Genomic DNA, 26,739 nt, shown 5'->3' with positions numbered 1-26,739 from the left:
AAAAGATACGCGAAGTATTGCGTATCTACATTATGCTTTGAGGTGATGTTATTTCACCGTATAGGTTGTCTTGTTAACACCCACTCCGGTAATTTTTAACGATTTCCAGTTAGCCGGCAGTTTGCTTTTTATCTGTATGATACCAGTCGGTGTAATGTCCAATCCACCGAAACCCATCAGCATGGCCTGGATAATGCCACCCGCGCCGGTTGCGAAGTATGGATTGGTACCACCCTTGGTTTCCGCAATTACACGGAACGGTGGGTTTAGGTTTGGCTCGTAAGCTTCCTTAAACCATTTGTAAGCTTTTTGCCCATCGCCCAAGCGGGCGTAAAGCAGGGCGAATACGCCTTGCGTCATGGCCGGGGTACCCTCGTTTGGAACACGAGTTTCATAATATTCCAGGTCTTTTCTGATTTGCGCCGGGTCGGTTATGGTTTTGAGCGGGTAGGCCAGCAGGTTTACGTCTGCCTGCTTAATACCCTCACCTTTATATTGTGCGTGTTCCTGCGTTACGCCGTTTGCCATTTTAAGGATAGGGATATTGTTAGCAACATTCACCCAATCGCTATCAGCTTGTATGCCCAGGATTTTCGCGGCGGCTGTGGCATTCATCAAATTGGCTTTTGCAGCGGCATTGGTGAACGCGTTATTATCGATATTCTCGGCCCACTCATCGGCAGCCACCACGTTCTTAATGTCGTAATGGCCGGCACCGTTACGCTCTACCCTGCTTGCCCAAAAATCGGCCGTAGCCTGTAGTAGCGGCCAGCCCCTGTCACGTAGCCATTGCTTATTCTGCGTTACGCAATAGTAGGCCCAGGCAGCATTAGCAACATCCGCGCTGATGTGGTGCTCAAACGGGCCGCTTAGTGCCCAAACGGGTGTTTCTTCTACCCCGCTGTCGGCGCTTTCCCATGGGAACATAGCGCCTTTAAAGCCGTGCGAAAACGCATTTTTACGAGCGTTCTCCAATCTTTCAAAACGATACTCCACCATTGATCTGGCAATCTCAGGGTGCATCACCAGCATAGCCGGGAACATCCACAGGTCGGTATCCCAAAACACGTGGCCGTTATATCCCAAACCCGAGAGCCCCATAGGCGAGGGCGACAAAGCTGTGCCTTCACGCGAGAATGAGTACAGGTGATACAACATGCTATGCACATCCTGCTGTGCCTGCGCGTCGCCTTCTATCTGGATATCGCTTTTCCAAAGTTCGTCCCAGGCCTTATTGTGGAACTGGATCAGCCTGTCGCGGCCTTCCAGCTTGGCAAAAATGGTCAGGCGCTCGGCCTCGTTCAATGGGTCGGCGTGGTGGGCCGAGGTAATGGACGAGCCTGTAACTCCATATTTATAGGTTTGCCCTGCAGTTATAGCACGACTAAACTTCATTAGGTGCATGTTATTGTCCCACATTTCGTGTATAACACGTGGCTCTTTGCCATGCTCCTCGTTAAACAAAAATGAGGTGGAAGCGCACAGCTGCAACTTACCGGTAGGCGATTTGGCTGTAGACGTTAACAGGCTAATGGTTACATGCGGCCTGTCAATCTCGTTATAATAATTCTGCACTTCCTTCAAGGCATCCGGTGCTTCCATTACGCTGGCGGCTGTAATGTTGATGGCCTTTTTAGCGGTAATAGCAACATCCATCAATACCGTAAACGGCAACTGGCGTAAGGAATAATATGTATATTTAATACTCGCTTTGTCACCATAATCAAAAGTGGTGGTCATGGCGGCGTGCTGCATATCCAGTTCCTGCTTCATGTTGCTTACCATTTTAGCATCGAGGCGTTTGCCATCAACCTCCAGATACATGTTAAGAAGGTTAAAGCTATTTAGAAAATTACTTACCCTGCCACGGCCATAAAGGTCATAAGCCCCGGCGAGTACTACATTTTTTACTCTGAATGGCTCGGGAGACGATACTACACCAATCATCCCATTAGCAACTGTAATACCATAATAGTTTTTAGGATCTATCTTGTAAGCCTTAATAACCCACGGACTAACGCTTTGCGCGTTTAAATTCGGGGCAGCAAACGCATTTAGAATTATAAAAAAGAAAACTGTTTTTTTCATAACAAGCATTGTTACCTAATTTTTAGATGTAACTTTTCTACCACCAGACGTCCAATTTTACGGCCCGACATATTACCTGCAACACATGCCATTTTATAGTGTATCCCACCATAAACGCGCGATAAACCTGCCTCTTGTGCTGCTGCCCTAAATGATGTAAAGGTTCGTGCAGGAATACCAAATTCAGATTCGGAAGCATCGGTATAAGCCTTATTATCGCCAAAAGCATGGGTAAGCACTTCGGCGGCCGCTGCTGATATTACGGCATGCCCGCTAATATATTCGGGAAATGGCGGAGTTTGAATGTACGGTCTCCAATCAGGTTCAATCATTTTGGTTATTACAGTTTCGGGGCGAACGCTATTAGATGTATATTTTACGTACCAACAGTTTATAAAAGCATCAAATAACGCTATTGATGCTTCAGTATAGGCTGCGGCGGTTGTGCCAAAATCGGCATTTTTCATTTTAGACCCAATGGCTGCAATATTCATCCAGTGGCCAGCAGGGCCAAATTTTTTGGTAGCGAATGATGCGTGGCCTATCACATTTAATTTGAAGGCGTTATCATCCCAAAAATCGGCCATGTTCTTTTGATCGGCGGTTAGGCTATCACCTAAAATTTTGACCTCCATTACATTCTTGTAAAACACACCGCTTTTATCAGTCATGTTATAAGCAGGAGGTTCGGGTGAGGATATCTGCGAGGCCGAGTCTAACACCATTGTACGAATTTCTCCCCAATGCGGTTCAAGGGCTTGGGCATACATTGGAGGCGTAGGAATCCAACGGCCATCTTTACGTGTTACAGTATACTTACTTGCAGATCGGGTTTGGGCGTAATTGTCTTTCTTACTCCATTGCATAATGTGTTTTGCGACACTATCTGAGTAGGCTACCGAATTTTCAAAAACATCTGACGGCATACCGGCGTCTTTAACCATTTGTTTTAACTCATCAACATATATTGACATACTACCTTCGGGAAAAGTAACCGCGTTACCCACAAAGCAAAATGATAAAAGCGATGCAAATTGAAAATCTATTACCTTTCCCTTTTCTGGTTGTGGTGCTTTAAGCAAGTGCTTAATCTGCCCGGCCAATGAGCGGTAATGTTGGGGGTCACCGGCGGCAATTACTTCATATGCGGCAATATTGGCATATACGTAATTACGAGATGCTATAACCGGCGGGAAATTATTTTCGAGCACGATATCATTTAGCTTTTTTACTGTAGCGCGATAAAGTTCGGGGTTGTGAGTAAGCTTTTGGTAGTAGGGCTTTTTGCAGGACGTAAACAAAAAGATCACACCTGCAAGTAAAAACAAGAAACGGTTCATATCATAATTTAGTTTAAGAAAAACGTAATGGCATGTACCATAAACTTACATTTGCTTTTCTTTGATTATAGGCTAATATAAGATTTTTTAAGTGATAGCCCAGTACATATATTGTTTGATATTAACCCGCTTAAATAATTACTTTTACAGTGCGAAAGGGCCTTGTTATAAGTTAAGTCCCCGCCATAAAATGTTTCCTGATTTCCATGAAAAAACCGGTTCTCATTCTCTTCGGCTTATTGCTTTTAGCTATTATCAGCATTTATTTTGTTATCCCTCAAAAAATAAAAACCACCAATGTTATTGACATTGATGCAACTGATATTAACGTTTCTAAATTTTTAGTTAATAAAAAAGCGTGGGTTAAATGGTGGCCGGGACAGCACAATGCTATTGATAGCAGTAATTACAACTTAAAGGGTGTAATATATATATTGAAAGAAAGCACTAACAGCGAAATGAAGGCAATTATTAAATTTGATGATATTAAACTAAATACACAATTAATTTATGCTACAACAGGCGAAGATATTTGCGAAGTAACCTGGTTCACCGAAATGCAAAGCAGCCTTAACCCTTATACGCGTGTGGCCGACTTTATAAAAATTAAACGCATTACCAAGGATATTGATGGTATATTAAAGAGCTTTAAAAAATTCATGCAAACTGATGTTAATGTTTACGGTATGCCTATTAAGATCTCACAGATTAAAAACCCAATTGTACTTGCATTAACCACAAATACACCAAACTACCCTACTCCCGAAGTAATCTACAACCTTGTAGGCGAGCTTAAAAAACAAATAAACGAACAAAATGCAAGGGGATTAGATTCGCCTATGCTAAACATACACGTTAACGAAACTAAAGGCTACCAGATAATGATTGCCATACCTATAAACAAAGTTATAATGCCAGGTAAAAATATGGCAATAAACAACCTGGTTAAAAATGGTAATCAATTAGAAACCAATGTTAAAGGTGGCAAAAATGTTATTTTAAATGCTTATGCTCAATTAAAAAATTACCAAACAGCACATCGATTAATATCCCCTGCTATGCCATATGAATCGCTTATAACTAACAGGTTTACAGAAAAAGATACGGCCAAATGGGTAACAAAAATATTTTGGCCCATTTTTTAAAATTCTTACTTAGTTAGCAACATAACTTTGCCATCGTAGGTAGTGATAATAAAACTATTTCCATTTACTGTTTTGTAATGATACAAATGAGTTAGTTCCTGCGAATTTATCATCCCGTTAATCCAATATTCAGGCGTCGAAAACTGTTTAGTGCGCTTATCATAATGGGCAGTTACTAATCCTAAGGCATCATATTTACCTTCGTACGGTACAATGCCCCAAAAATTACCATTAATCAATACATCACCTTGTTTATTATTTAATGGTGTTATAAAACGTATTGGCGCCTGCTGGTATAGGTACGGCAATTCGTTTACATTTTTGGCATTTAAAATATCGCTTATATAAATACTGCTAAATTGGTTTGCTTCTAAACGTCCGCTATCTGTAAGCTTATCTTTAAATATCTCGGCAGTAGTTTTATCAGCCATCTTTTGATAGCTTAAATACTCTTTTTTTAGATACGGCAATTCTTGTTCCAAGTCGTTCTTGGGGCGGAAAGGGTAATAGTTTTCTTTATAAAAGTAAGAAAGGATCAAATCGTTTTTACCATCATTATCTAAATCGTTGTTGTAAGCATAAAGTGGCTGCTTGCCATTTACATTATACTTGTTATTTGTGCCCCAATTACCGGCTATCAGGTCGGCTTTACCATCGCCATCAATATCAGTAATTATTGCCGACTGCCACCAACCCTTTTCATTAATAAGTACCGGTGATGAAAATTTAAGTAATTTCTTATTCTTGTTGAGAAATATCTGTACCGGTTGCCATTCGGCGCAAATAATCAAGTCATCAACTCCGTTATGGTCAATATCTGCGGTAGCAATATTGGTGATATAGCGAATACTTGTCAAATCTGCAAACCGATCTTTGGCTGCTATTGCAAAATTACCATTGGATTTATTTAGCAATACAACCGATGACGCAGGTAATGTATAATTTTGAAATGATACGCTGCTACTAAAAAACAAATCTTTAATGCCATCGCCATCAAAATCATAAGCTAATATTTTTGATACCAAATTATTGATCTTTGGCAGTGCTTTATATTCAAACTTATAATTCCCTTTATTAATGTACAAGCGAGGCTGTGTGTTTTTGCCTGATTCTACGAAAGGGTGGTTGGCACTTAACACAACCAAATCGGGCAGGCCATCGTTATTTACATCAACCCATTCGGCTTCAGTATCGCCTTGTTGCTTAAATGGGGCAAAGGCATCAACCATAACTTTGGTAAAGGCACCATTTTGGTTACCCGCTAAAATATATTTGTCTTCGCCGGCAATACCGCCGACGTAAATATCTTCTATACCATCACCATTTACGTCTGCAATTGCAATACCGGGTGTGTGTGGCAAATAAGTATGTGGTAGTAAGCCATAATAATTAAAATCGGGAGTTTCAAACGGCTGAACCGTGGCAATTAAATTTGCTTTGACATTGGCATAAGTAAACTGCCTTTTATCGCTTATGAACGCCGAGATTAAACCCGATACATCTAAAGCTGGCTGAGTTTTACTTTTGGCGTAAGTAATAACTGTTTTTTCACCAAGATTTAACTTTTTAATTATCTGGTAAGAATTATCCGGCCAAAGCACCAAAAGCTCCAGAGGTTTATCACCGGGTAAAAAAGTAAAAAGCAGGTTATTACCCTGGGTACTTTCATAAGCAGTGCTGGTTTGTATCTCTTGGTGGTCTACTTGTTTCGCCGAGCGCAGGTAAAACTTTGTGCCAATACCATCCGGGTTGGCTTTTGTATACTTTATGCTAAGTTTCAAAAACGCTGGCTTGTTCTTGTGGTTCTCCATTGTCATGTTTTGATAAATAGAGGCCGGAGCGTTCATATTATTCGTTACCAATTCAAGATCACCGTCGTTATCCAAATCAACCGCTACCGAGCCTGCAGATATTGAAGCATCCTGCATATCGTTACCGCCAGACACATCATTAAACTTTAGTTTATCGCCACCGTGGTAAAGGTAATTATGCACGTCGCCATCAGGCATCAGGTTTATTTTCTCCTTATCAAAAAAGCGACTAGTCTTAAAATCTTTTATCACGTTGGGGTCGCCCAAATATTTGAGATAATCCATATCGTTAAGGCGCTTTTTTATACCATTAGAAAAAAACATATCCTTACGACCATCCATATCAAAATCCTGTACTAACGGTGACCATGTCCAGTCCGTTGCAGACATGCCTGCGTATAGGCTTATATCTACAAACTTTTTACCATTGCCAACATTTAACTGCAGGCAATTTTTAGAATATTGGTAGTAATATCCGGCGTTTACCTCTTGGTTATATATATCCAGCGGTTCGTCGTTTATGGTTGATTTTAGCACCTTCATTTCTTCGGGAAGCATATCAGTACTAATAACATCAAGGTATCCATCCTTATTTACATCGCTTAATGTATTACCCATTGAAAACAGACTGGTATGCCCAAAAGCACTTTTCAATTCCTCTTTAAATGTTCCATTTTTTTGATTCACGTAATAATAGTCCTGCTCAAAAAAATCGTTACTTACATATATGTCGTCCCAGCCATCGTTGTTTAAGTCGCCAACGCTAACACCAAGTCCATAACCAATGGGTGCCGAGTAAATCCCCGAGCCGGCGGTTACATCAATAAACTTATTGTTATCATTCCTAAACAGGTGATCGCCGGCATCATGACTTATCTTATAACGCAGGGTAGAGTCGCCGTAAGTATCATTACTATGCACAGATGAGGTGAGCAGGAACATGTCCAAATCACCATCTTTATCATAATCAGTAAAAGACGCCTGTGTTGAAAAGCCCGAGAAATCTAATCCATATTTGGCGGCAGATTCGGTAAAGGTTAAGTCACCGTTGTTTATGTAGAGCTGGTTTTTGCCTTTAAACCCTTTATAATTTGATACTACGCAAACGTAAATATCCTTTAAGCCATCTCCGTTTATATCAACCACCGTTACCCCAGTTTTCCAACTACCGGTACCGGCAACACCCGCCTTGGCGGTAATATCCTCAAATTTAAGGTCGCCTTTGTTTAGGTATAATTTGTTAGGGCCCTGGTTTGATACAAAATAAAGATCTTCCAACCCATCATTATTAAAATCTGCAGAGGCCACACCTGCACCATTGTAAAAGTAAAGGTAGTCCAATATGTTAACAGAATCTGAAACAGTATTTTTATTTACAAAATTAACGTTGGTTTTACCCGGTGGTAACAATTTAAAAATACCATAACCAATCTTATTTGTTTTGCACGATGTATAAATTGCTACACCTGCTAATATAATGCAGCAAAAAAGTAACAGTTGTTTGTAGGGTATAGCTATTGGCTTTTTATTTTTAGCTTTTGGCATATTACTAACGTAGTTTATAAGCTTTAAGCTTATCGTCATTTACCCCGAACAAATAATATTTTTCTCCCCTGCTATTTTTTATCATTAATGAAGATCGTATTTGCCCGGTAAGTTTGATACCACTTTTTGCAGGTGAAAAGTATACAAATCCATTTTTGGTATATTTATATATTGGGCCGTAACTTGCATCTAAACGCCCAACCTCGGGCTTAAAACCATAAAAGTTACCGCCAAGTATAATAGCTGGTATGCCGCTATTATCAATATCATCGCACAAAATGGTACTTACATTTGATAATTGCGCATTGTAAGGAAGTGGTTTACATGTAAACTTGTTATTATTTCCATTTATAAATACTGCCGATGACAGGTAATTCATTTCGTGTTCCTCTGCACCCTTAAGCATCTCGCCGGTAAAAACTTCGTTAAAAGGCTTTCCGGCATAATCTGCATATTTCAAATATTTTTTTTTCAGGATAGGCATTTGCCCGGTCAAATCGGGCTTCATATGAAATACAAATGGTAACCCCTCCCGGTATATTGATGTAACGCATTCCTTTGTGCCGTTACCATCAAAATCTTTAATATAAATTTTCATTGGTTCGGTTGTGGTTGCCTTAAACTTTGAGTTAAGACCCAGGTTACCCGCAATAATATCTAATTTTCCGTCGCTGTTAATATCGGCAACTTCTAAGCTGCTCCACCATCCTTTGTAGCCGTTAAGCTGTTTATCCTGTGTAAATTTACCATTATTATTCATGTAAATTTTAATACCCATCCAATTACCTGCAATTACAAGATCGGGGCAACCGTTACCATCAATATCGGCCCATTTGGCGGCGGTTACCATTCCAGGCTTAACATCTCCTAAAACCTGTGCTGATACATCAGTAAAATTCCCCTTGCCATCATTGTGTAACACATATGACCTTGGCGACACCCCATAGGTACCAGGCACACTACGCCCACCAATAAAAAGGTCAGGGTGGCCATCTTTATCATAATCGCAAGCAACAACAACAGAAGCGTTTACCGATAGCTTGATAGCCTTTTGAGCATTGCGATGCAAATTACCCTTGCCATCATTCTCATAAAATCGTGGGTAATAAATATTGGTACCAGCTTCTTCGGCATTACCGCCTACACCAATAATCAGGTCCTGGTCGCCATCACCATCGAAATCGCCAAACGCCGCGCCTGCATTTTCAAGGTAACTTTGCTTCTCAAAATCCTGAGGAATGTATTGTTTAAATTTGCCGCCTTTTTGCTGCATATATATAGCAGCCGGACTATCTTTTGAACTACCGAAATAAAAATCGGTTAACCCATCTTTATTAATGTCACCTTTGGCCATGTAAGGGTTTTCGGTAGATAACATTTGTAGCATCAGCCGTTCGTTGTCAAAATCTATAAAGCCATCTTCGGTATGCTTTGGTATCGTATCAAACAAAGCTTTTCCAGCCTCAACAAAAATGGTTTTTACAGGTGGTTTAGTAAAATTGTATTGCAGATGAGCATCTGTAATTTTATAAGTATAAACTTTGTTGCTATGCACGTTTGTGGCAAGCTGGTACTTACCTCCCGGCCAAATAATTTGTACTGAATCGGCTTGTTTAACTTGCCCGATACCTATAGTAAGCAAATTTGGCGATGTGCTGCTTTCAAACCCACGTGTTGGTTGCTGATAATATGTTATTAGCGAACCTTTTGAATAAACATTAATGGTAGTGCCCACCCCAAAACGATTAAGTTTAGCACCTTGCAGCTTTATTTGAATAAAGTTATTATGTAGTTTCTCTGCGTTATTTTTATAAATAAACAAAGGCATGTTTACATTATTAACAACAAGGTCGTTATCGCCGTCGCCATCCAGATCGCCGTAGGCGGCACCATTGCTAAAGCTTGGTTCATCGAGGCCAAAATCGATAGTTTTATTAGTAAACGTTAAATTGTGGTTGTTTAAGTATGCGTAATTCACTAATGGCGTAGAAACCATCTTATTAGTAAAATCCTTATAGTCGAATTTCTTTTTTTCCGCAATCTTATCCATGTTTTCTCGGTTACCCAAAAACTCTACATAATCCTGATCAGTTAGATCTTTATAAATTCCGTTGGATACAAAAATATCCTTCCAGCCATCGTTGTTCATATCAAAAAAAAGCGCGCCCCAACTCCAGTCGGTCGCGCTTACACCGGCTTTAAACGCTACTTCAGAAAACGTGCCATCGCCATTATTTAGCTGAAGACAGTTTTGCATAAATTGGTTAAAATAGCCATCGTGCTGTTTTAGTTTTATCACGTCGTATGATTCAAACGACGTCATTTTTTTTAACCGCTTATCACCTTCAGGCAACATTTCGGTTGTAAAAATATCAAGATTGCCGTCGTTATTTATATCCGCGATATCTGACCCCATAGAGGCCAAGCTAAGGTGACCTGTTTCATTTTGAATATCCTCTTTAAACGTGCCATTTTTTTGATTGATATATAAGTAATCGCGTTCAAAAAAATCGTTAGAAACATATAAATCAGGGTACCCGTCATTGTTAATATCCGCTACAGATACGCCAAGGCCGAAGCCTATATCACTTGAAAAAATCCCGGCCTCTTTAGTTACGTTTGTAAAGTGGCCGTTATCATTACGATAAAATCTTGCTCCACCCAATTTATCAACAACTGCGCGCAGGTTTTGACTAAAATCAAAAGAGCCGATAGGCCTAAACGAATTATTCAGTACAAAACAGTCCAGATCACCGTCATTATCGTAATCTAAAAATATTGCCTGGGTTGATAAGCCATTGTCTACCAAACCATACTTTTCGGCTTCTTCTTTAAAAGTGCCATTTTTTTGATTGATAAAAAGCTCGTTACCCCTTCTGTCAATTATATTACCGCTATGGCAAACATAAATATCCAGCCAGCCATCACCATTAATATCAACCATGGTAACGCCTGTGCTCCAATACTTGGTTCCTTTTACGCCGGCATTTTCCGTAATATCATCAAATTTCCAGTTTCCTTTGTTTAAGTATAGCTTATTACCCCCCTGGTTTGATGTAAGGTAAATATCATTTAACCCGTCGTTATTAATATCACCAATGGCAACGCCGCCGCCGTTATAATAATTACGAAAGGTAAAAACATTCGTTTTGTCCTCCTCATCTAACTTATTTATAAAGTTAATGCCCAGCTTATTGTTATCCTGTATAGAAAACAAGGGATTTTCTATGCCTTTTTTATGACAAGATGTTAAACCAATAATAATAACTGTCAGGATAAAAAAGCTAATTCGTTTAATCATTTGTAAAGGGAACAAAAAATAAACGTAGCGAATTACTTCGCTACGTTTATAAAAATCAAATATAACTAATTGGAAATTGTTTTAGTTATTAATAACCCGCGTTTTGTTTTAGGTTAGGGTTAGTATCAACCGCACGTTGTGGAATTGGGTACAGGGTGCGAGTTTTAGGTGATGCTATTGAACGCTGATCAACCGGATCATTAAATTTCTCAAAACGAATAAGGTCGTTTCTTCTCCAGCCTTCCCAGTATAACTCACGGCCGCGTTCTGCAAGCATATCGGCAGGTGTAATGGTTGCTAAGGCAGTTGCACCGCGTGGTACACGTATATCATTAACAAGCCCTATCGCAGTTTGACCGTTAGGATCTATACCACCACGCATAATTGCTTCAGCTTTCATCAACAATAAATCGGCGTAACGTAAAATAACATAATCGTTTGATGAGTTATCGTCATTAACCGTATTATTTGCAGATGGTTGCGGAAAGTATTTAAACACCCTTATGCCTTGAGCTTCTGTTGAGAAGTTAAGATTTACTTCTGGAGTAAACACTAATGGTTTACCGCTTCTTTGTGTTAAAGCTTTGTTAGCAGGGCCATATTGTTGCCCAACTGCGAAACCGGCTCTCAAACCAACTTTATCAGTTAAGCCAGGATAAGCAACACCCCGGCGTTCGTCAGTGGCCTGAAATGAGTTGTAAAAATCAGCAAGAGTTGTAAAGCCGTTCCAGCCGTCTGGGGTTTGATTATAGTGTAAGCCCATTCTCCAGCGATTTCTAGCAGATGCTGGCGCACTGGTTGTTGTATTATAAAAACCAAATATATTGCCATGAGATTGCTCTGAATTGTCCCATGCAAAATCTTGGAAGTATTTACCGGTAGGCTCCAACGTGTAGCCGGCAGCCGAAACTTTATTAACGTATTCAACTACCTTATTCATATCTGCTGCGGCAAAAGTGAATGGGCCGCCAACTGTAGCCGATGCATACACTGCTTTGTTAAGATATACTTTAGCAAGCAAAGCTTCTGCAGCAGCTTTTGAAGCAACACCAATGTTTGCAGGACTAGCAGTAAGATTAACTTCAGCTTCTTCAAGATCTTTAATAATAAAGGCAGTTGCTTCAGAACGTGACATTACTTTTGGTACTGAAAGCACCGGTGCATCTGCTTCACGAAAAGGGGCTTGCCCGTACAGATCTACAATTTGGAACATAAAGTATGCCCGTAAAAACTGTGCCTGTGCTTTAATATTATTATCAGCAGCTTTTGAAATTACCTGTGTTGCACGAAACACACCAATGTTTAATTCATCCCATGTATCGCTAACTTGGTTGTGCGTTGACGTCCAGGTATGGGTATGCAATTTACGCCACGTACCAAAGTCACCCCAGTCGGTGCCACGAGTTGGGCCCATCATTTCATCGGTAGAATGCTCTTGCAACGCATAAGTATTGGCCTGATTTGTTTGTCCGTATAATTGCGAATAAACACCATTTAAATCGGCTGAACCCGATGCCGCATTCGGATCTTTTAACGACTTTGAGCCATATAGCTTTTCATCCAGTTTTGCACATCCTGCGGCGGTTACGACAATAAGCCCGCAGATTAATGCTTTTATAGTTATTTTTTTCATACTAATATTTATTTAAAAACTTGCGTTTAAACCTAATGTAAATATTCTTGCTTTAGGGTAAGATGTATAATCAATACCTCGTGAAGCAACATCATTTCTTTGCTTATCTGTGTTTACCTCAGGATCAAGACCGCTGTAGCTGGTAATCAAAAACAAGTTTTGACCTGTTAAGGATAACCTAAAAGATTTAAATACACTTTTTTGTAATGGGAATGTATAACCAACCGTAGCATTGCTTAGTCTCAAGAAATCACCTTTTTCAAGGAAACGTGTTGACACCTCTCCAGAGTTAAGAGCATTTTCATTCGTAGCAGCTACTGCTTTAGTTACGTTACGGCCGCTAACAAGGTTGCCTTTGTAAAAAAAAGCATTAGCTGTATTATTGTAAATTTGGAAACCAGTAGCAGCATTTAAGAAAAAGCTTAGGCTAAAGTTACCATAATTAAAATTGTTGGTTAAACCAGCGGTAAATTTAGGATTAGGGCTTCCTTGTATAGTCAATGCATCTATACCTTGAGGGTAAATACCAAAGCCGTTTGCATCTAAACCACTATAATTTGGCACGTTAAAACTAAATAAAGGATAACCATTTGCAATGATCTGTGCATATGCACCTGATAAACCTTGACCATCAACATTACCTGTTACTATGTTACGACCAACAAAGTTACTTACGCTGCTCTTTATAATAGTCATGTTATACGAAATATCCCAGGTAAATTTCGGACCCTGTATAGCGGCAAAATTTAAACCTAACTCAACCCCTTTGTTCTCAACTTTAGCAGGCAGGTTTAAGTAAACCCTGGAAGATAATGATGGTTGTGCAATATCCTGGTAAAAAAGCAAGTCGGTAATTGATTTATTAAAATAGTCAAACGATCCGTTTAAACGACCTTTTATTAATGAGAAATCTAAACCTGCACCGTAAGTGGTGTTGGCTTGCCATTTCAAATCGGGATTACCCTGGTAATCTGATGTAACTGCAGTTCCATCGAAGTTCAGTTGACGCACAACATCCAAAGATGCATAAGATGGTATTTCTTGGTTACCCGTTTTACCGTAATTCAGTCTTAAACTTAAATCTTCAAAAAAGCCACCTTTAGGCATAAAGCTTTCACTGCTTATGCGCCATTTAACTGCAACAGCCGGGAAGTTACCATATTTGTTGTTATTACCAAAGCGGGTAGAACCATCGCGGCGTATTGTACCGGTTACAATGTATCTATCTTTGTACGAGTAATTTACACGTGCAAAATACGACTGCAAACGATAGCTCGAGCTATCTCCTACAGGGTAAGGCAAGTGTTGCTGAAAATCATTATAATTTTTAACTAATACACCTGGCTGAGCTGTTTTAAACCCAAATTCATTACGATTAAAGTTTTTAAATGTCTGGTATGAATAACCTAATAAGGCAGTTAAACTGCTATTGTTGCTCCATTTTTTATCATAGTTTAAAGTATGCTCAGTAGTATAATTTGTTAATTCATTATACTGATTAATTGCAGTACCATTACCTGTTGGAGAAGGGAAATTAACTTGTCTGATACCAATTGCATCGGTGTAACCAACAACTTTGGGATCGTAGTACGTTTTTCTAACACCCCTTGATATATCAGCTCCAAAGTTTCCTTTGTAAGAGAGGCCTTCAAATAACCTAACAGTCATAGTAAGGTTATTTAAGTACCTATTAATATTATCCCTATCATCTATTTGGTTTAGTAATGAAACCGGATTTCTAAAGCCATTACCGTTAGGGAAGCCATCAGAGTTATAACCGTTTAAATTAAAATAACGGCCTTGGTCATCAAATACAGGTGCAGTTGGGTTAAGTTGAATAGCCGCACCAATTAAACTACCGTTGAAACCAGCATTGTTTGTAACTGGAGCAAATTGATTTTTTACGTTTGAATAAGCTGATTGTAGATCAAATTTCAACCGCTCACTAAAAAATGATTTGGAAGCGTTGATACGTGCATTTAAACGTTTAAGCCCAGAATTTTTAACAATGCCTTTCTGGTCATCATAACCGATTGATGCGCGATAGTTAGATGTATTGTTTGCACCACCAAAACCAACATTATAGTTTTGAGATATTGCTGTACGGAAAATTTCCTTTTGCCAATCCGTGTTGCCTCCGTAATCAACACCACCTGACGATGCAGGGCCTGCATTAGCACCCACTGCTGCTACTGCTTCAAGAAACTGACTACGGTTAAGTATATCATATCTTTTTGCTGTTGTGGCAAGACTCGTATTTGCAGAGAACTGGACGCCCTGCCCTTTACGGCCCTTGCGTGTGGTAATTAATATTACACCATTTGCACCACGAGAACCATATATAGCAGCAGATGATGCATCTTTTAATACAGATATATTTTCGATATCGGCCGGATTAAGAAATGCCAACGGATTACGTGCTGATGAGCTGCCTGCACCTACGCCGTAGCCGCCAGATGTACCACCATTATCTAACGGAATACCATCTACTACATATAACGGACCATCGCCAGAACGAATAGAACCGGCACCACGAATATTAATAGTAGCAGCCGCGCCTGGCTCACCACTTGATGGTGTAACCTGTACGCCCGAAATACGCCCTTGTAATAACTGGTCTGGAGTTGTAATAATACCCTTGTTAAAATCTTTAGGACTTAATGAAGCTACAGAGCCTGTTGCATCTTTAATACGCTGTGTACCGTAACCGATAACAACAACTTCATTTAACGCTGTATTTGTCGACTCAAGACTTACAGCCAAAAATGTTTTGCCCTCAAGGTTTACTACCTGGGCTTTATAACCTATATAGGTTATATTTAAAGAAGTTGTGCTTGCAGGTATAGAAAGCCTGAAGGTACCGTCTGCACTTGTTAAGGTGCCAACACCGCCTGTGGCACCAATAGATACGCCAATAAGCGTTGAACCGTCTTTTTTGTCAGTTACCTTACCTGTAATAACTTTGTTTTGAGCCAATACTGGCTGAACAAAGAAACAAGTTAAAGCAAAAAAACATAGTGTGAGTAAGTTTTTAATTTGCATAGTTTGGGGTTTAATTAATAATTGGTTATATAATTGTTAGTACATGGTTCATATGAATCTCCGGAAATGGCTTACGCTATTAAAACAGGCAAACAAATTTACAGACGCACACAATAGTTAGTTGTGTAATAAAAACTCGAAAAATTGAAACAGTATATATTGGTTTATAAATGCGCTCTTTAAAGCTACATATCTGGTTTTTAAAGTTGGTTAAGCTCAAAAAACTTTTTATCTGAATACAAAGATGTATGTCTCACGGCTCATTCCCTACTACTTTATTGGCGTTACAAAAAAATATAAACTTTAAAAAACATAAATACTTGTTTATCAATGTTTTAATTGTTAAAACACCCTAAAAAATATAAACTTAGTTAACGGTTTTTCTTTACAAAACCTACCAATTAGGTTACTTATATAGTTTTTAAAGTATCAGAAATATTACAATTTAAAATTTAATTATTCAACGGCTGCAACGGCCTTAATGTTCATGATACACTGTTCAAACCGGTCGGGGTTTTTGGCTTTGGCTTTGATACGCATTTTATATACGTAAATGGTATTTACAGAATATTCTAAAATTTTCGCGATAGTTTCGTTATCATTTATGCCCATGCGAATAAGCGCGAATATGCGCAGATCCGTATTTAACACCTCATGCTCGTGTGGCCATACCTGGTCTTTTTCTTCAAACTGAGAATTAAATACCGGTATAAAGTTTGGGAAAATTTTTAAAAAAATATGGTCGAAGCTGTAATATAACGCTTCCCGCTCCTTTTTTATATTGATGTTATTTACTATCAGCCGGATATCATCGTATTTCTTTATAGACAATTTAGTATCTACCGACATTTTTAATTTCTCCAGTTTTAAAATATAGCCTGATATGATCTTAAAAAACTGCCCTATATATTCTTCTTTAATGTGCGCATCTTCCCCTAACTTGTGATTTATATCTTTCAACTGGATATTCTGTTCTTCAATGATATGCTCTTTGTGTTTAAGTTTCCCTAACTGTTTGTATATCATAACCAAAAACAATATAACCAATGATGCCAGGGCGGTTATAGCCAAAAGGTACATTAATATGGTATGCTTCTCGTTCTCGGAATGGTTTAGTTCCTCGGCAGCTACCAACGGTAATATAGCCCCGATCTGTATTTTACGCTGCCTTGCACCATAAAAATCAGCATCAGATTTAGCCAGTTGAATAAAAGCGTAAGCATCTTTTATATTACCTGTTTTGTAAAGCTGCTCTGCAAGGGTAAATAACGCTACAGTTTCTTTTGTTGATGATTTAACATCTGCAATGGCCGATTGAATGAGTAAAGGTAACGCTTCTTCTTTCCTATTGGAGTTTAGATAAGTAATGGCAAGCGAACAATTAATCATAGCCCGCAGGTGCATAGAAATTGGCCTGCCCGACTTTAATATTTTGCTTAGTTCGTCATTGCCTGTTGGCTCATTGCCAATTTGCGCATCCTTTAACCCTGTATAATGCATCCACTCTGTCGATCCCTTTTTGGTTAGACCGATGGCCGAATCGATATAGGCATTACTGGTTTTAATATAGCCCGGAGATGAATATTTATCATTGTTGTATTTGGCAAGATCGCTGTTACAGCGGTACATAATAAAATAGTACTCCACCTTCATCGAATCGTTAAGCACTTTTGGATTAACCTTACTCATGCTGTCAAAAGTTTCCTTAAACATGCCCGACGAAAGGAGGATAAAACCCAATTTGATCTGGCTGTAATAGGACCTCGACATATCGTTCATTGATACGCTTAGTTCCTTTAGCTTATTTACATAAACATAGGCCGAATCATATTGGTATGATTTATATTCATCATACAATTTAATGCATAAGTCGTACTGTTTGGCATAATCAAGCCTTGACGTGGCGTGTTGTTGCTGCTTAAGACTAAGTATCCTGGTTTGCTTTTTGCCTTCATAAATATTTTTTTTACTAATCTCTGTTTTTAAGGCTGTAAGCAAACTATCAGTACCGTAACCTAAAGAAACGGCCGGGTACGCAAGCAGCATCGTAAATAAAACCTTTAGAAAAAATCTCATATTTAAATTATAACAGGGAATACAATTAACACTTTAATTAAGTCCTAAAATTATACTTGCAAAAAAGCATAAAGTTAAATATTCAACCCTTTTAACTGCGATAAATGTTCAGTTTTTATAGAATAACTACTAACTCTCCTAAACGTAATATTAGCAATAATCAACCAAAAATTTTAAACAGTGTGTACTTTTGCAAATACACTAATAAAAAAGCCCGCATCTTAAAAATAAGATGCGGGTTACTATATAAATTGCTAAAATCTATTAAAAACTAATAGCTGATGCTAAATTGGCCGCTTGTATTTTTAATTAGTAAGCTTTTTACCTTTTCGCCCTCAACAGGGTTTGATAAACCAGTAGGGTCGAACCTTGAAATGGGCGTCATTAAAGCTTCGAAGCTGTTTTCGACCTTACTTTGTTTGCCGTTAAGTTTTATAGCAGGATTATCGCCAAAGCCATGCAGTAATAATTTAATATTATTGAATTTCGATTTTCCAGAGCCTTCCACTTTTGCAAACGAGATGGCTTTTTTAGCCGCATCGTAAGTGATAACACGTTTGTAGAAATCACCTTTTTCATAATCGAAGCTTTCTCCATCATCCTCGTAATAAACAAACTTATTGTTTACGTCGCCTTTGTAAACGTGCACATAAAGCGTATCGGTAGGTTTTTCTGCCGTGGTTTGTATTTGCGATTGCATCGGGATAATGCTGCTCTCTTTTACATAAACCGGTAATTGAGAGATACCGAGGTCGAGCGCTACTTTTTGGTTCCCCTGTTGTACCTGCCCGTTGTACAGGTTATACCATTTACCTGCCGGGAAGTATAGCTTACCATAATTGGTTACCCCGTCAAACGGAAACACCAAAAATGCTTTACCAAACATATACTGGTTTTCGTACTGGCCGTTGTACACGTTCTCATCATGCGTATAATCAATAGTAAGCGAGCGCATAATAGGGTTGCCGGTTTGGGTAGCATCGTAAAAGCTCGAGTAAAGGTATGGCAGCAAGCGATAACGCAGGTTAATATAGTTACGGGTTATCTCTAACACTTCCTCGCCATAAGCCCATGGCTCTGATGCTTTGGAGTTGATGCCCGAGTGGTTACGCATGTATGGGTTAAACGCGCCGATCTGCATCCAGCGGGCGTATAACGATGGTGATGCACCGCCGGTAAAACCACCAATATCCATACCTGCAAATGGCACACCGCTTAAGCCAAGGCTGTTCATTAACCTTACCCCTAACAGCATGTGGTCATTCTCGGCACGGTTATCCCCTGTCCAGATAGCGGCATAGCGTTGTAAACCTGCATAGCCAGAACGGGTTAAAATGAACGGGCGTTTATTATCGCGCGCTGCCTTAAAGCCTTCATAACTCGCGCGGATCATTTCTAAACCGTACACGTTATGGATCTGCGGGTGCGATGCCATTTTACCTTCAAAATTAAACAGAATGTTATCCGGCGCTTTCTGGCCCCAGGTGCTAAACTCGTTCATATCGTTCCAGATGCCACTCACCCCTTCGGCAGCGTATTTCTTTAGTTCGAGGCCCCACCATGCACGGCCTTTAGGGTTTGTAAAATCGGGAAAGTTACACCAGCCCGGCCAAACCTGGCCTGTGTAGTTGGTACCATCGGGATATTTAGCAAAAATATCTTCTTTTAGCCCACGCTCGTAAACGCCGTAGCCTTTTTCTTCTTTAATACCCGGGTCAACGATCAGGGTTACCTTAAAGCCGGTATTATTCAGCTTTTTGATCATAGCGGTTGGGTCGGGGAAACGGTTGGCATCCCAGGTAAACACCTTGTATTTATCCATGTAGTGGATATCCAGGGTGATACCATCCGCAGGGATCTTTTTCTCGCGCAGGGTTTCGGCAATGCGCATCACCTCTGCCTCGGGATAGTAACTATAGCGGTTTTGCTGGTAGCCAAGGCTCCAAAGTGGTGGCAGTTTCATTAAACCGGTAAGCGAGGTGTAAGATCTGATGATATCGGCAATGTGGCTATTATATACAAAGTAATAATTCATTTCGCCACCCTTAGCGCCAAACGAGGAGAACCTGTTGTTGCTGGCGCCGAAGTTAAAATCAGACTGCCAGGTGTTATCAAAAAATATCCCGTACTGCACGTTGTGGTGCACACCTATATAAAACGGAATGGTTGAGTAGATAGGATCCTGCCCCGTTGTGTATGCGTAGGTATCGCTGTTCCAGTGTGTGTAAGCATTTCCTTTACGGTCCAGGGGGCCCGTTTTTTCACCCAGGCCAATAAAGTGCTCATTATCCTGCATGTGCTTATAGGTGGTAACGCTTTCATTTACCCATGAGGTAGTTAGGCCGGCTTCATCCTGGTTGATCACCTCGCCCGATAGGGTGCTAAAGGTTACCTGGTACGGATTTTTGCGGATGTTAACCTTCAACGAATCGGTGGTAAGGTTTATCTCATCATTGTTTTGGGTGATGTTTACCTTGGTTTTAACCGGCTCGCTAATAACGGCGTATGAGAAATCGGTCGCCAGCTTTTGCTTATCCATCCGGAACCTTATGATGTTGGGGCTATACACGGTAAGCTTTACAAAAGCATTCTCGGTAGTAATATCAATGTCCTGGTTGTTTACGGCAACAGCGGTTACCTTGCCCACCTGTTTTATTGGGCTTTGGGCAGATAAGAGTTGGGCACAAGCCGTAAAAACTACAGTAATGGCTATACAGCGATTTAATTTCATGTTATTATTGTACGGTTTAGCAATGGTTTATTAAACAGCCTTAGGCCTGTTTAACACCGGCAGCATATTGGTATTGGCTGCCAAATAATAGCTGAAATTAAAACACATTCGCCGTATGGCGCATCAATATCAATCGCCAAAAATATTTTATAACCTAAAAAACCCCTAATTTTAAAAATTAGAGGGTTTTTGATGATTTAAACAACCAAAAATATAAGGTTGAATATTAATCCGTATCTTTGTATAAGATCAATAATCGGCCAATATGATTATGTTTTTGCTGATGGGACTTATTTTTTCTACCCCCTTTAAAAAGCTTAAACCAACCACAAAACTAAAGCCTGCGATAATACCGCCCATGTCCTGGATCAGTTCGCTGGTGGCCGTTACGGTGCCGCCTGTAGCCAGCAGGTCGTCGTGGATCAGGATGCGGTCGCCCGGATCAAAGGCATCTGTATGGATCTCGATGGTGGCCGTACCATACTCCAGTTCGTAAACTTTTTGGTTAACCGTATGGGGCAGCTTACCTGCTTTACGCACCGGTATAAAAGGCACACCCAGTTTGGTTGCTAACGACAGGCCGAACAAGAACCCGCGGCTCTCTACGCCTGCAATGGCATCTATCTGCATGTCTTTTATCTTTTCTAAAAAGGCATCGTTTATTTTGCTACAAAGCCCGGGGTCTTTTAGTATTGGGGTAATATCTTTAAAGATGATGCCCGGCTTTGGAAAATCGTGAATATCGCGGATAGCGGTCTTGATCTGCTGCTCTATCATTTATAAATTAAATATGGGCCAATTTTACGCAAAATATCAGCATCAATAATGGCAATGTTCTCTAAATTGTGGATGGAAGCGTAATTGCCGTGCTGGTTGCGGTATTCGATGATAGCGTTCACCTGCTTGTAGTTGAGGTATGGCATCGGCCTTAGCTTGTCAAACGTAACGGTGTTGATGTTGATCTTACGGATGAGATCTGCATTAACCTTAACCTGTCCTTTTATCTCATCGTATTTCAGGTCGTCAATCCCGAACACCTCTTTCAGTTGTTCCTTAGATGTAAAGCCACCCAAGCGTTCGCGGTAGTAGAAGATGCGTTTGGCAAAGGCGCCTCCTATCCCATTTATGGTGGTAAGTTTTGCAGAGTCAGCCGAGTTCAATTCTACCACTACATTCGGTTTCGTTTTCTCCTCCGGGATGATGATGAATGGTGCCAGGCGGGCGTAATCAACTTTGGTCAATCCGTAAATTTTTTGCAGGTCCTCCGCCTTGCGGAACCTGCCGCCTTTGGTGGTGTAATTTTTGATGACGGCGGCCTGTTTTGCGGTGATGCCAAGCCATTGCCAGTCCTTTGTTGATGCAGTGTTAGGATCGAACTTAAACAGGTCGGTTTTTGGTGATTCAGGGCCGTTTAAAAGTCGTGGATTGGCGTGGTTTAGCGCTGCAAAATCGGCGTTAAACTCCGTTACATTTATTGTATTATCTTTGTGATAGAACTGATAAATATATGGGGCCGCAAGCACAGCGGCAATCAGTACCAGCAGCACAACTATACCGTTCCATTCTTTTTTGGTAAGGGATATGTAATTTTTGAACTGCGTTTTCATTATCAATGGCTATAGTGCCGTTAAATTAGTAATTTCTGAGACTTTTATCGCGTTAATCACAGCATGAAAATTATAACCACCGAAGAGTTTGCCAAAGCCACCAAGCTGGACACCCTTAAAATGCCCGGGTTAGCAGCCATGTTAATGGAGCTGATGAAAATTAACCAGGTGAACGACCTTTTCGCCCAAGCCCAACCCAAGCAAGGCCCTGATTTTGTGGACGCTATCTTAAAAGGTTGTGGTATTGAGATCGAATTTGACGAGCGTGAGTTGAGGCACATCCCCAAGGATGGCGCTTTCATCGCGTTAGCAAACCACCCTTATGGTGGCATAGAAGGGCTTATCCTGCTTAAAATACTAACCATGGTAAGGCCCGATGCCAAGCTGATGGCTAACTTCTTATTAAAGAAGATTCCTAACCTAAGCGATTACTTTATAGCTGTAAACCCGTTCGAGAACGTTGAACATTCGTCTAGCATCAGCGGGTTAAAGAACACCCTTGAGTTATTGAATAACGGTACACCTATAGGTATTTTCCCTGCCGGAGAGGTATCTACCTTTAAACTGGAAAAACGCGAGGTTACCGACCGCCTTTGGCATCCGGTTGTGGGCAAGATCATCGCCAAGGCTAAGGTACCCGTTGTGCCCATATATTTCCATGGTAATAATGGCCTGCTGTTTAACCTGCTGAGTATGATACACCCTGCCCTGCGCACGGCTAAGCTACCATCAGAGTTATTTAACAAGCAGGGACAAACCATTAAACTGCGGATCGGCAAGCCTATAAAGGTGGAGAATATTCCCGATAACCGGAATAGCGCCAGCATACTTAACTTCCTTCGTGCTAAAACCTATGCCCTTGGTGCAGGCTTGGATGAGGAGAAAAAGCTATTTAACCCACGCAACCTTTTTAAAATAAAAAGCCTCCCCGAAGCAATAGTTCCCGAAATCTCTGCCATTAAGTTGGAGAAAGAAATTGATGGACTGCGTGAGAACTACAAGGTTTGGACAGAGAAGAATTACGAGGTATACATTACCCCAACATCTCAGATCCCAACCGTGATCCGCGAGATTGGCCGCCTTCGCGAGATCACCTTCCGCGAGGTTGGCGAGGGCACTAATAAAGCCACCGACCTTGATGAATACGACATTTATTACCATCACCTTTTTATTTGGGATACCGAAGGAAGGATGATAGTAGGCGCCTACCGCCTTGGTTTGGGCGACGAGATCTTTTACGGCGTAGGTAAAAAAGGTTTCTACATTAACGAGCTGTTCAAGATAAAAGAGCAGTTTACCCCGGTGCTTAAGAAAAGCCTGGAGCTTGGCCGCTCATGGATCCGTAAGGAATATCAATTGAAGCCTTTGCCCCTGTTCCTGTTATGGAAAGGCATCCTGAAGTTTGTGATTGATAACCCGCGCTACCGTTACCTGATAGGCCCGGTAAGCATCAGCAACTCTTTCTCGCAGTTCAGCAAATCGCTTATTGTAGATTATATTAACCGCAACCATTTCGACCATGAGTTGGCGCAGTATGTAAAGCCGCGTAAGAAGTTTAAAGTAAACTTTGAGAATATAGATACCGACCTGCTGATGTCGGCAGGAGATACGTTTAAAGGCCTCGATAACCTGATATCTGAAGTGGAAGCGCATAATATGAAGGTGCCTGTGCTGCTTCGCCAGTACCTTACCCTTAACGCCCATATCATCAGCTTCAACATCGACCCTAAGTTTGCCGATTGCCTGGATGGCTTCCTGGTTTTAGACCTGGAACAAGTACCGCAGGATATGTTAGAGAAATTGGGGAAGAACCTGTAAACCATTTACTTTGTCATCCTGAGCGATAGCGAAGGATCTATTATTAAACTTTACTATTGAAGATGCATGTTGGCTATTAGATGCTTCGCTATCGCTAAGCATAACTGATTGATATTACCTTGTCCGTCCGTTTATAAGTGCGATACCTTTGGACAGGAAGCCGACAAGTAATCATTGCCGTCTGCTTTAGCAAACGGATAACCAGCAAATGCTATTGGCTTCAGCCGAAATTGCGAAGTTTTGGTTGAAGCCGAAATAACTTATTTCACATTCCGTCAGCTAAAGCAGTTGGCAATGAAATCTAATTTTGATTGAAAGCTAATTAATATCTCAACCCAAACCTCTGCGTAAGCTTATAAAACACCCAAAGCGGTGTTATATGCGCCAGTTTGGTATCATCGTTAAAAGATTTTTCGTTGCCCTCTATTTTACCGCCGATGTACTGGCCTGCAAGGGATACCATTAGGATGGCTACGCTGATAACGCTTAGCTCTATCCCGCCTGTTTTTTCGTAAAGTTCCAGTTGCATAATGCCATAGCTTAAGCCAAAGAACAAGAATAGCGCGAAGTAGGATAACAGCGGCGACATCTTTAAATAGTAGTAAATACCGAACGCAATGATAAACGACGCCCAGTTAAAGTAGCCGTTATACTTACCTATAAAACCAATATGCGGGAAGGGGATAGCCCAAGCCATGCCCAGTATGCCAAGCACCATCAGCGGTACAAAAAAGTAGTGCATCAGTTGGTTGGTTGGGTTTTGATGGCTGGCATCTAAACGCTTAAAGTACACGTCTATCTTGCGTTGATCGCCGGGTTTGGCCGGCTGAGGTTTAATGTTTGAATATTGCTTTCCCATAAAACAAAAAAGCCCTCTCCTATGTGTGAGGGAGGGCCTGTATAAGCTTCTTATTAATTACTTGGCAAACGCTACCGAACGGGTTTCCCTGATCACGGTAACCTTGATCTGACCAGGGTAGGTCATTTCTGTCTGGATGCGGTTGGAGATATCTGCCGCTAAGATCTCTGATTGTGCATCACTAATCTTTTCGCTTTCTACCACAACGCGTAATTCGCGGCCTGCCTGTATAGCAAATGTTTTTTCGACACCGGGGTACGATAATGCAAGCTCTTCAAGCTCTTTTAAGCGCTTGATGTAACCTTCTACAACTTCGCGCCTTGCACCCGGTCTTGCGCCTGAAATAGCGTCACAAACCTGTATTATTGGTGATAGCATCGATGTCATTTCCACCTCATCGTGGTGGGCGCCAATGGCATTACAAACTTCAGGGTGTTCTTTATATTTCTCGGCAAGCTGCATACCTAAAATTGCATGTGGCAATTCCGGGTTATCATCAGGCACTTTACCAATATCGTGCAGTAAACCTGCGCGTTTAGCCAATTTAACATTTAAGCCAAGTTCTGCTGCCATAGTAGCGCAGAAGTTTGCTACCTCGCGCGAGTGCTGTAACAGGTTTTGCCCGTATGATGAGCGGTAACGCATACGCCCTACCATCCTGATCAACTCGGGGTGAAGCCCGGTGATACCCAAATCGATAACGGTACGCTCGCCTATCTCAACAATTTCTTCTTCTATCTGCTTTTTGGTTTTAGCAACTACTTCCTCGATACGTGCCGGGTGGATACGTCCGTCTGTTACCAAACGGTGCATGGCCAAACGGGCGATCTCACGACGAACCGGGTCAAAGCCCGAAAGGATAATGGCCTCTGGTGTGTCATCCACAATGATCTCGATACCGGTTGCTGCTTCCAGCGCACGGATGTTACGACCTTCGCGACCGATGATACGGCCTTTAATCTCGTCATTTTCAATATTGAAGATAGATACCGTGTTCTCGATAGCACTTTCTGTAGCGGTACGCTGGATGGTTTGGATAACGATCTTTTTAGCCTCTTTGGTAGCGGTTAGCTTAGCTTCGTCAACAATATCCTTGATCTGCGCCATGGCCTTACTGCGTGCTTCTTCGCGCAGGTTGTCTACCAACTGATCGCGCGCCTCATCTGCTGATAAGCCGGCAATAGTCTCCAATTGCTGTACATGCTGGTTCTTCAGTATGTCAACCTCTTCCTGTTTTTTGATCAGGATATCGGTTTGGGCTTCCAGTTTTTTACGCGCGTTGTCTACTTCCGTTTCCTTGCGGGTCATGTTTTCCAGCTTCTGGTTAAAAGATTGCTCTTTTTGTTTGATGCCGTTCTCGCGTTGGTTTAATACGTTGTTTTTAGCGTTTACTTCCTGCTCATGCTCGGCTTTCATCTGCAAAAACTTCTCTTTTGCTTCAAGCTGGCGGTTCTTTTTAAGTATCTCAGCGTTGTTCTCAGCGTCTTTCAAGATCTTTTTTACCTTGTTCTGAGCATTTACTTCCTGGTCTTTAAAGAGTTTACGTAGCAGGAAACGCCCTATGACAATTCCTGTTGGGGTGCCCGCGAGCAGCCCAATAATGATGTATAATATGGTGTTCATTGGTTATTTAGGTTATAAAATAAAAAAACCGCAACTAAACTTCTAAGTGTCATGTATTGTTAAAACTTCTTGTCGGATGGAGTGGATCACGGGTTACCGTTAAATACACGATCAACGCAT

The 26,739-nt window shown here is 40.8% G+C and carries 14 protein-coding genes; 2 read left to right on the top strand and 12 right to left on the bottom strand.

The window, feature by feature from the left end:
* Positions 1–48 precede the first annotated feature (48 nt).
* Both NAF17_RS02300 and NAF17_RS02295 read right to left on the bottom strand, forming a co-directional pair.
* Positions 49–2,088 carry a kojibiose hydrolase gene (locus NAF17_RS02300; RefSeq protein ID WP_252756363.1) on the bottom strand — a complete coding sequence of 680 codons (2,040 nt, stop codon included), beginning with the start codon at positions 2,086–2,088 and terminating at the stop codon, positions 49–51.
* An 11-nt stretch (positions 2,089–2,099) separates the two neighbouring features.
* Complete coding sequence (locus NAF17_RS02295; RefSeq protein WP_252756362.1) at positions 2,100–3,428, bottom strand: vanadium-dependent haloperoxidase; 1,329 nt, start codon at positions 3,426–3,428, stop codon at positions 2,100–2,102.
* 206 nt (positions 3,429–3,634) lie between these two features.
* Between NAF17_RS02295 and NAF17_RS02290 the strand changes: the two genes are divergently transcribed.
* A complete protein-coding gene (locus tag NAF17_RS02290; RefSeq protein ID WP_252756361.1) occupies positions 3,635–4,573 on the top strand; it encodes a GyrI-like domain-containing protein in 939 nt (312 codons plus the stop codon).
* A gap of 5 nt (positions 4,574–4,578) precedes the next feature.
* On the opposite strand, the gene NAF17_RS02285 is transcribed toward NAF17_RS02290, so the two are convergent.
* From NAF17_RS02285 to NAF17_RS02250, 8 genes are all read right to left on the bottom strand, one after another.
* Complete coding sequence (locus NAF17_RS02285) at positions 4,579–7,929, bottom strand: FG-GAP repeat domain-containing protein (protein ID WP_252756360.1); 3,351 nt, start codon at positions 7,927–7,929, stop codon at positions 4,579–4,581.
* 4 nt (positions 7,930–7,933) lie between these two features.
* Positions 7,934–11,230: a VCBS repeat-containing protein gene (locus NAF17_RS02280; RefSeq protein ID WP_252756359.1), complete on the bottom strand. Its 3,297-nt coding sequence runs from the start codon at positions 11,228–11,230 to the stop codon at positions 7,934–7,936.
* Positions 11,231–11,318: 88 nt separating this feature from the next.
* A complete protein-coding gene (locus NAF17_RS02275; protein ID WP_252756358.1) occupies positions 11,319–12,863 on the bottom strand; it encodes a RagB/SusD family nutrient uptake outer membrane protein in 1,545 nt (514 codons plus the stop codon).
* Between the two features lie 12 nt (positions 12,864–12,875).
* The gene (locus NAF17_RS02270; protein ID WP_252756357.1) at positions 12,876–15,839 is read right to left on the bottom strand and encodes a SusC/RagA family TonB-linked outer membrane protein; all 2,964 of its coding nucleotides are present in this window, start codon (positions 15,837–15,839) and stop codon (positions 12,876–12,878) included.
* 522 nt (positions 15,840–16,361) lie between these two features.
* The gene (gene susR / locus NAF17_RS02265; RefSeq protein ID WP_252756356.1) at positions 16,362–17,981 is read right to left on the bottom strand and encodes a SusR family glycan utilization regulator; all 1,620 of its coding nucleotides are present in this window, start codon (positions 17,979–17,981) and stop codon (positions 16,362–16,364) included.
* Positions 17,982–18,252: 271 nt separating this feature from the next.
* On the bottom strand, positions 18,253–20,712 hold the full coding sequence (locus NAF17_RS02260) for a glycoside hydrolase family 31 protein (RefSeq protein ID WP_252756355.1): 2,460 nt from the start codon (positions 20,710–20,712) through the stop codon (positions 18,253–18,255).
* Positions 20,713–20,961: 249 nt separating this feature from the next.
* Entirely contained in the window at positions 20,962–21,489 is a 528-nt protein-coding gene (locus NAF17_RS02255; RefSeq protein ID WP_252756354.1) for an adenine phosphoribosyltransferase, read from the bottom strand.
* Positions 21,486–22,319 (bottom strand): ComEA family DNA-binding protein, encoded by an 834-nt coding sequence (locus tag NAF17_RS02250; protein WP_252756353.1) that lies wholly within the window; start codon positions 22,317–22,319, stop codon positions 21,486–21,488. The genes NAF17_RS02255 and NAF17_RS02250 overlap by 4 nt, the downstream gene beginning before the upstream one ends.
* 63 nt (positions 22,320–22,382) lie before the next feature.
* On the opposite strand from NAF17_RS02250, the gene NAF17_RS02245 reads away from it, so the two are divergent.
* Positions 22,383–24,137 (top strand): bifunctional lysophospholipid acyltransferase family protein/GNAT family N-acetyltransferase, encoded by a 1,755-nt coding sequence (locus NAF17_RS02245; protein WP_252756352.1) that lies wholly within the window; start codon positions 22,383–22,385, stop codon positions 24,135–24,137.
* Positions 24,138–24,459: 322 nt separating this feature from the next.
* Here NAF17_RS02245 and NAF17_RS02240 read toward each other — a convergent pair whose 3' ends face one another.
* Entirely contained in the window at positions 24,460–24,996 is a 537-nt protein-coding gene (locus NAF17_RS02240; RefSeq protein ID WP_252756351.1) for an Mpo1 family 2-hydroxy fatty acid dioxygenase, read from the bottom strand.
* A 57-nt stretch (positions 24,997–25,053) separates the two neighbouring features.
* On the bottom strand, positions 25,054–26,619 hold the full coding sequence (gene rny, locus NAF17_RS02235; protein WP_252756350.1) for a ribonuclease Y: 1,566 nt from the start codon (positions 26,617–26,619) through the stop codon (positions 25,054–25,056).
* Positions 26,620–26,739 lie beyond the last annotated feature (120 nt).

It is taken from the genome of Mucilaginibacter aurantiaciroseus (assembly GCF_024055595.1).
Taxonomy (GTDB): Bacteria; Bacteroidota; Bacteroidia; order Sphingobacteriales; family Sphingobacteriaceae; genus Mucilaginibacter; species Mucilaginibacter aurantiaciroseus.
This window is presented reverse-complemented; position numbering and strand designations above follow the sequence as displayed.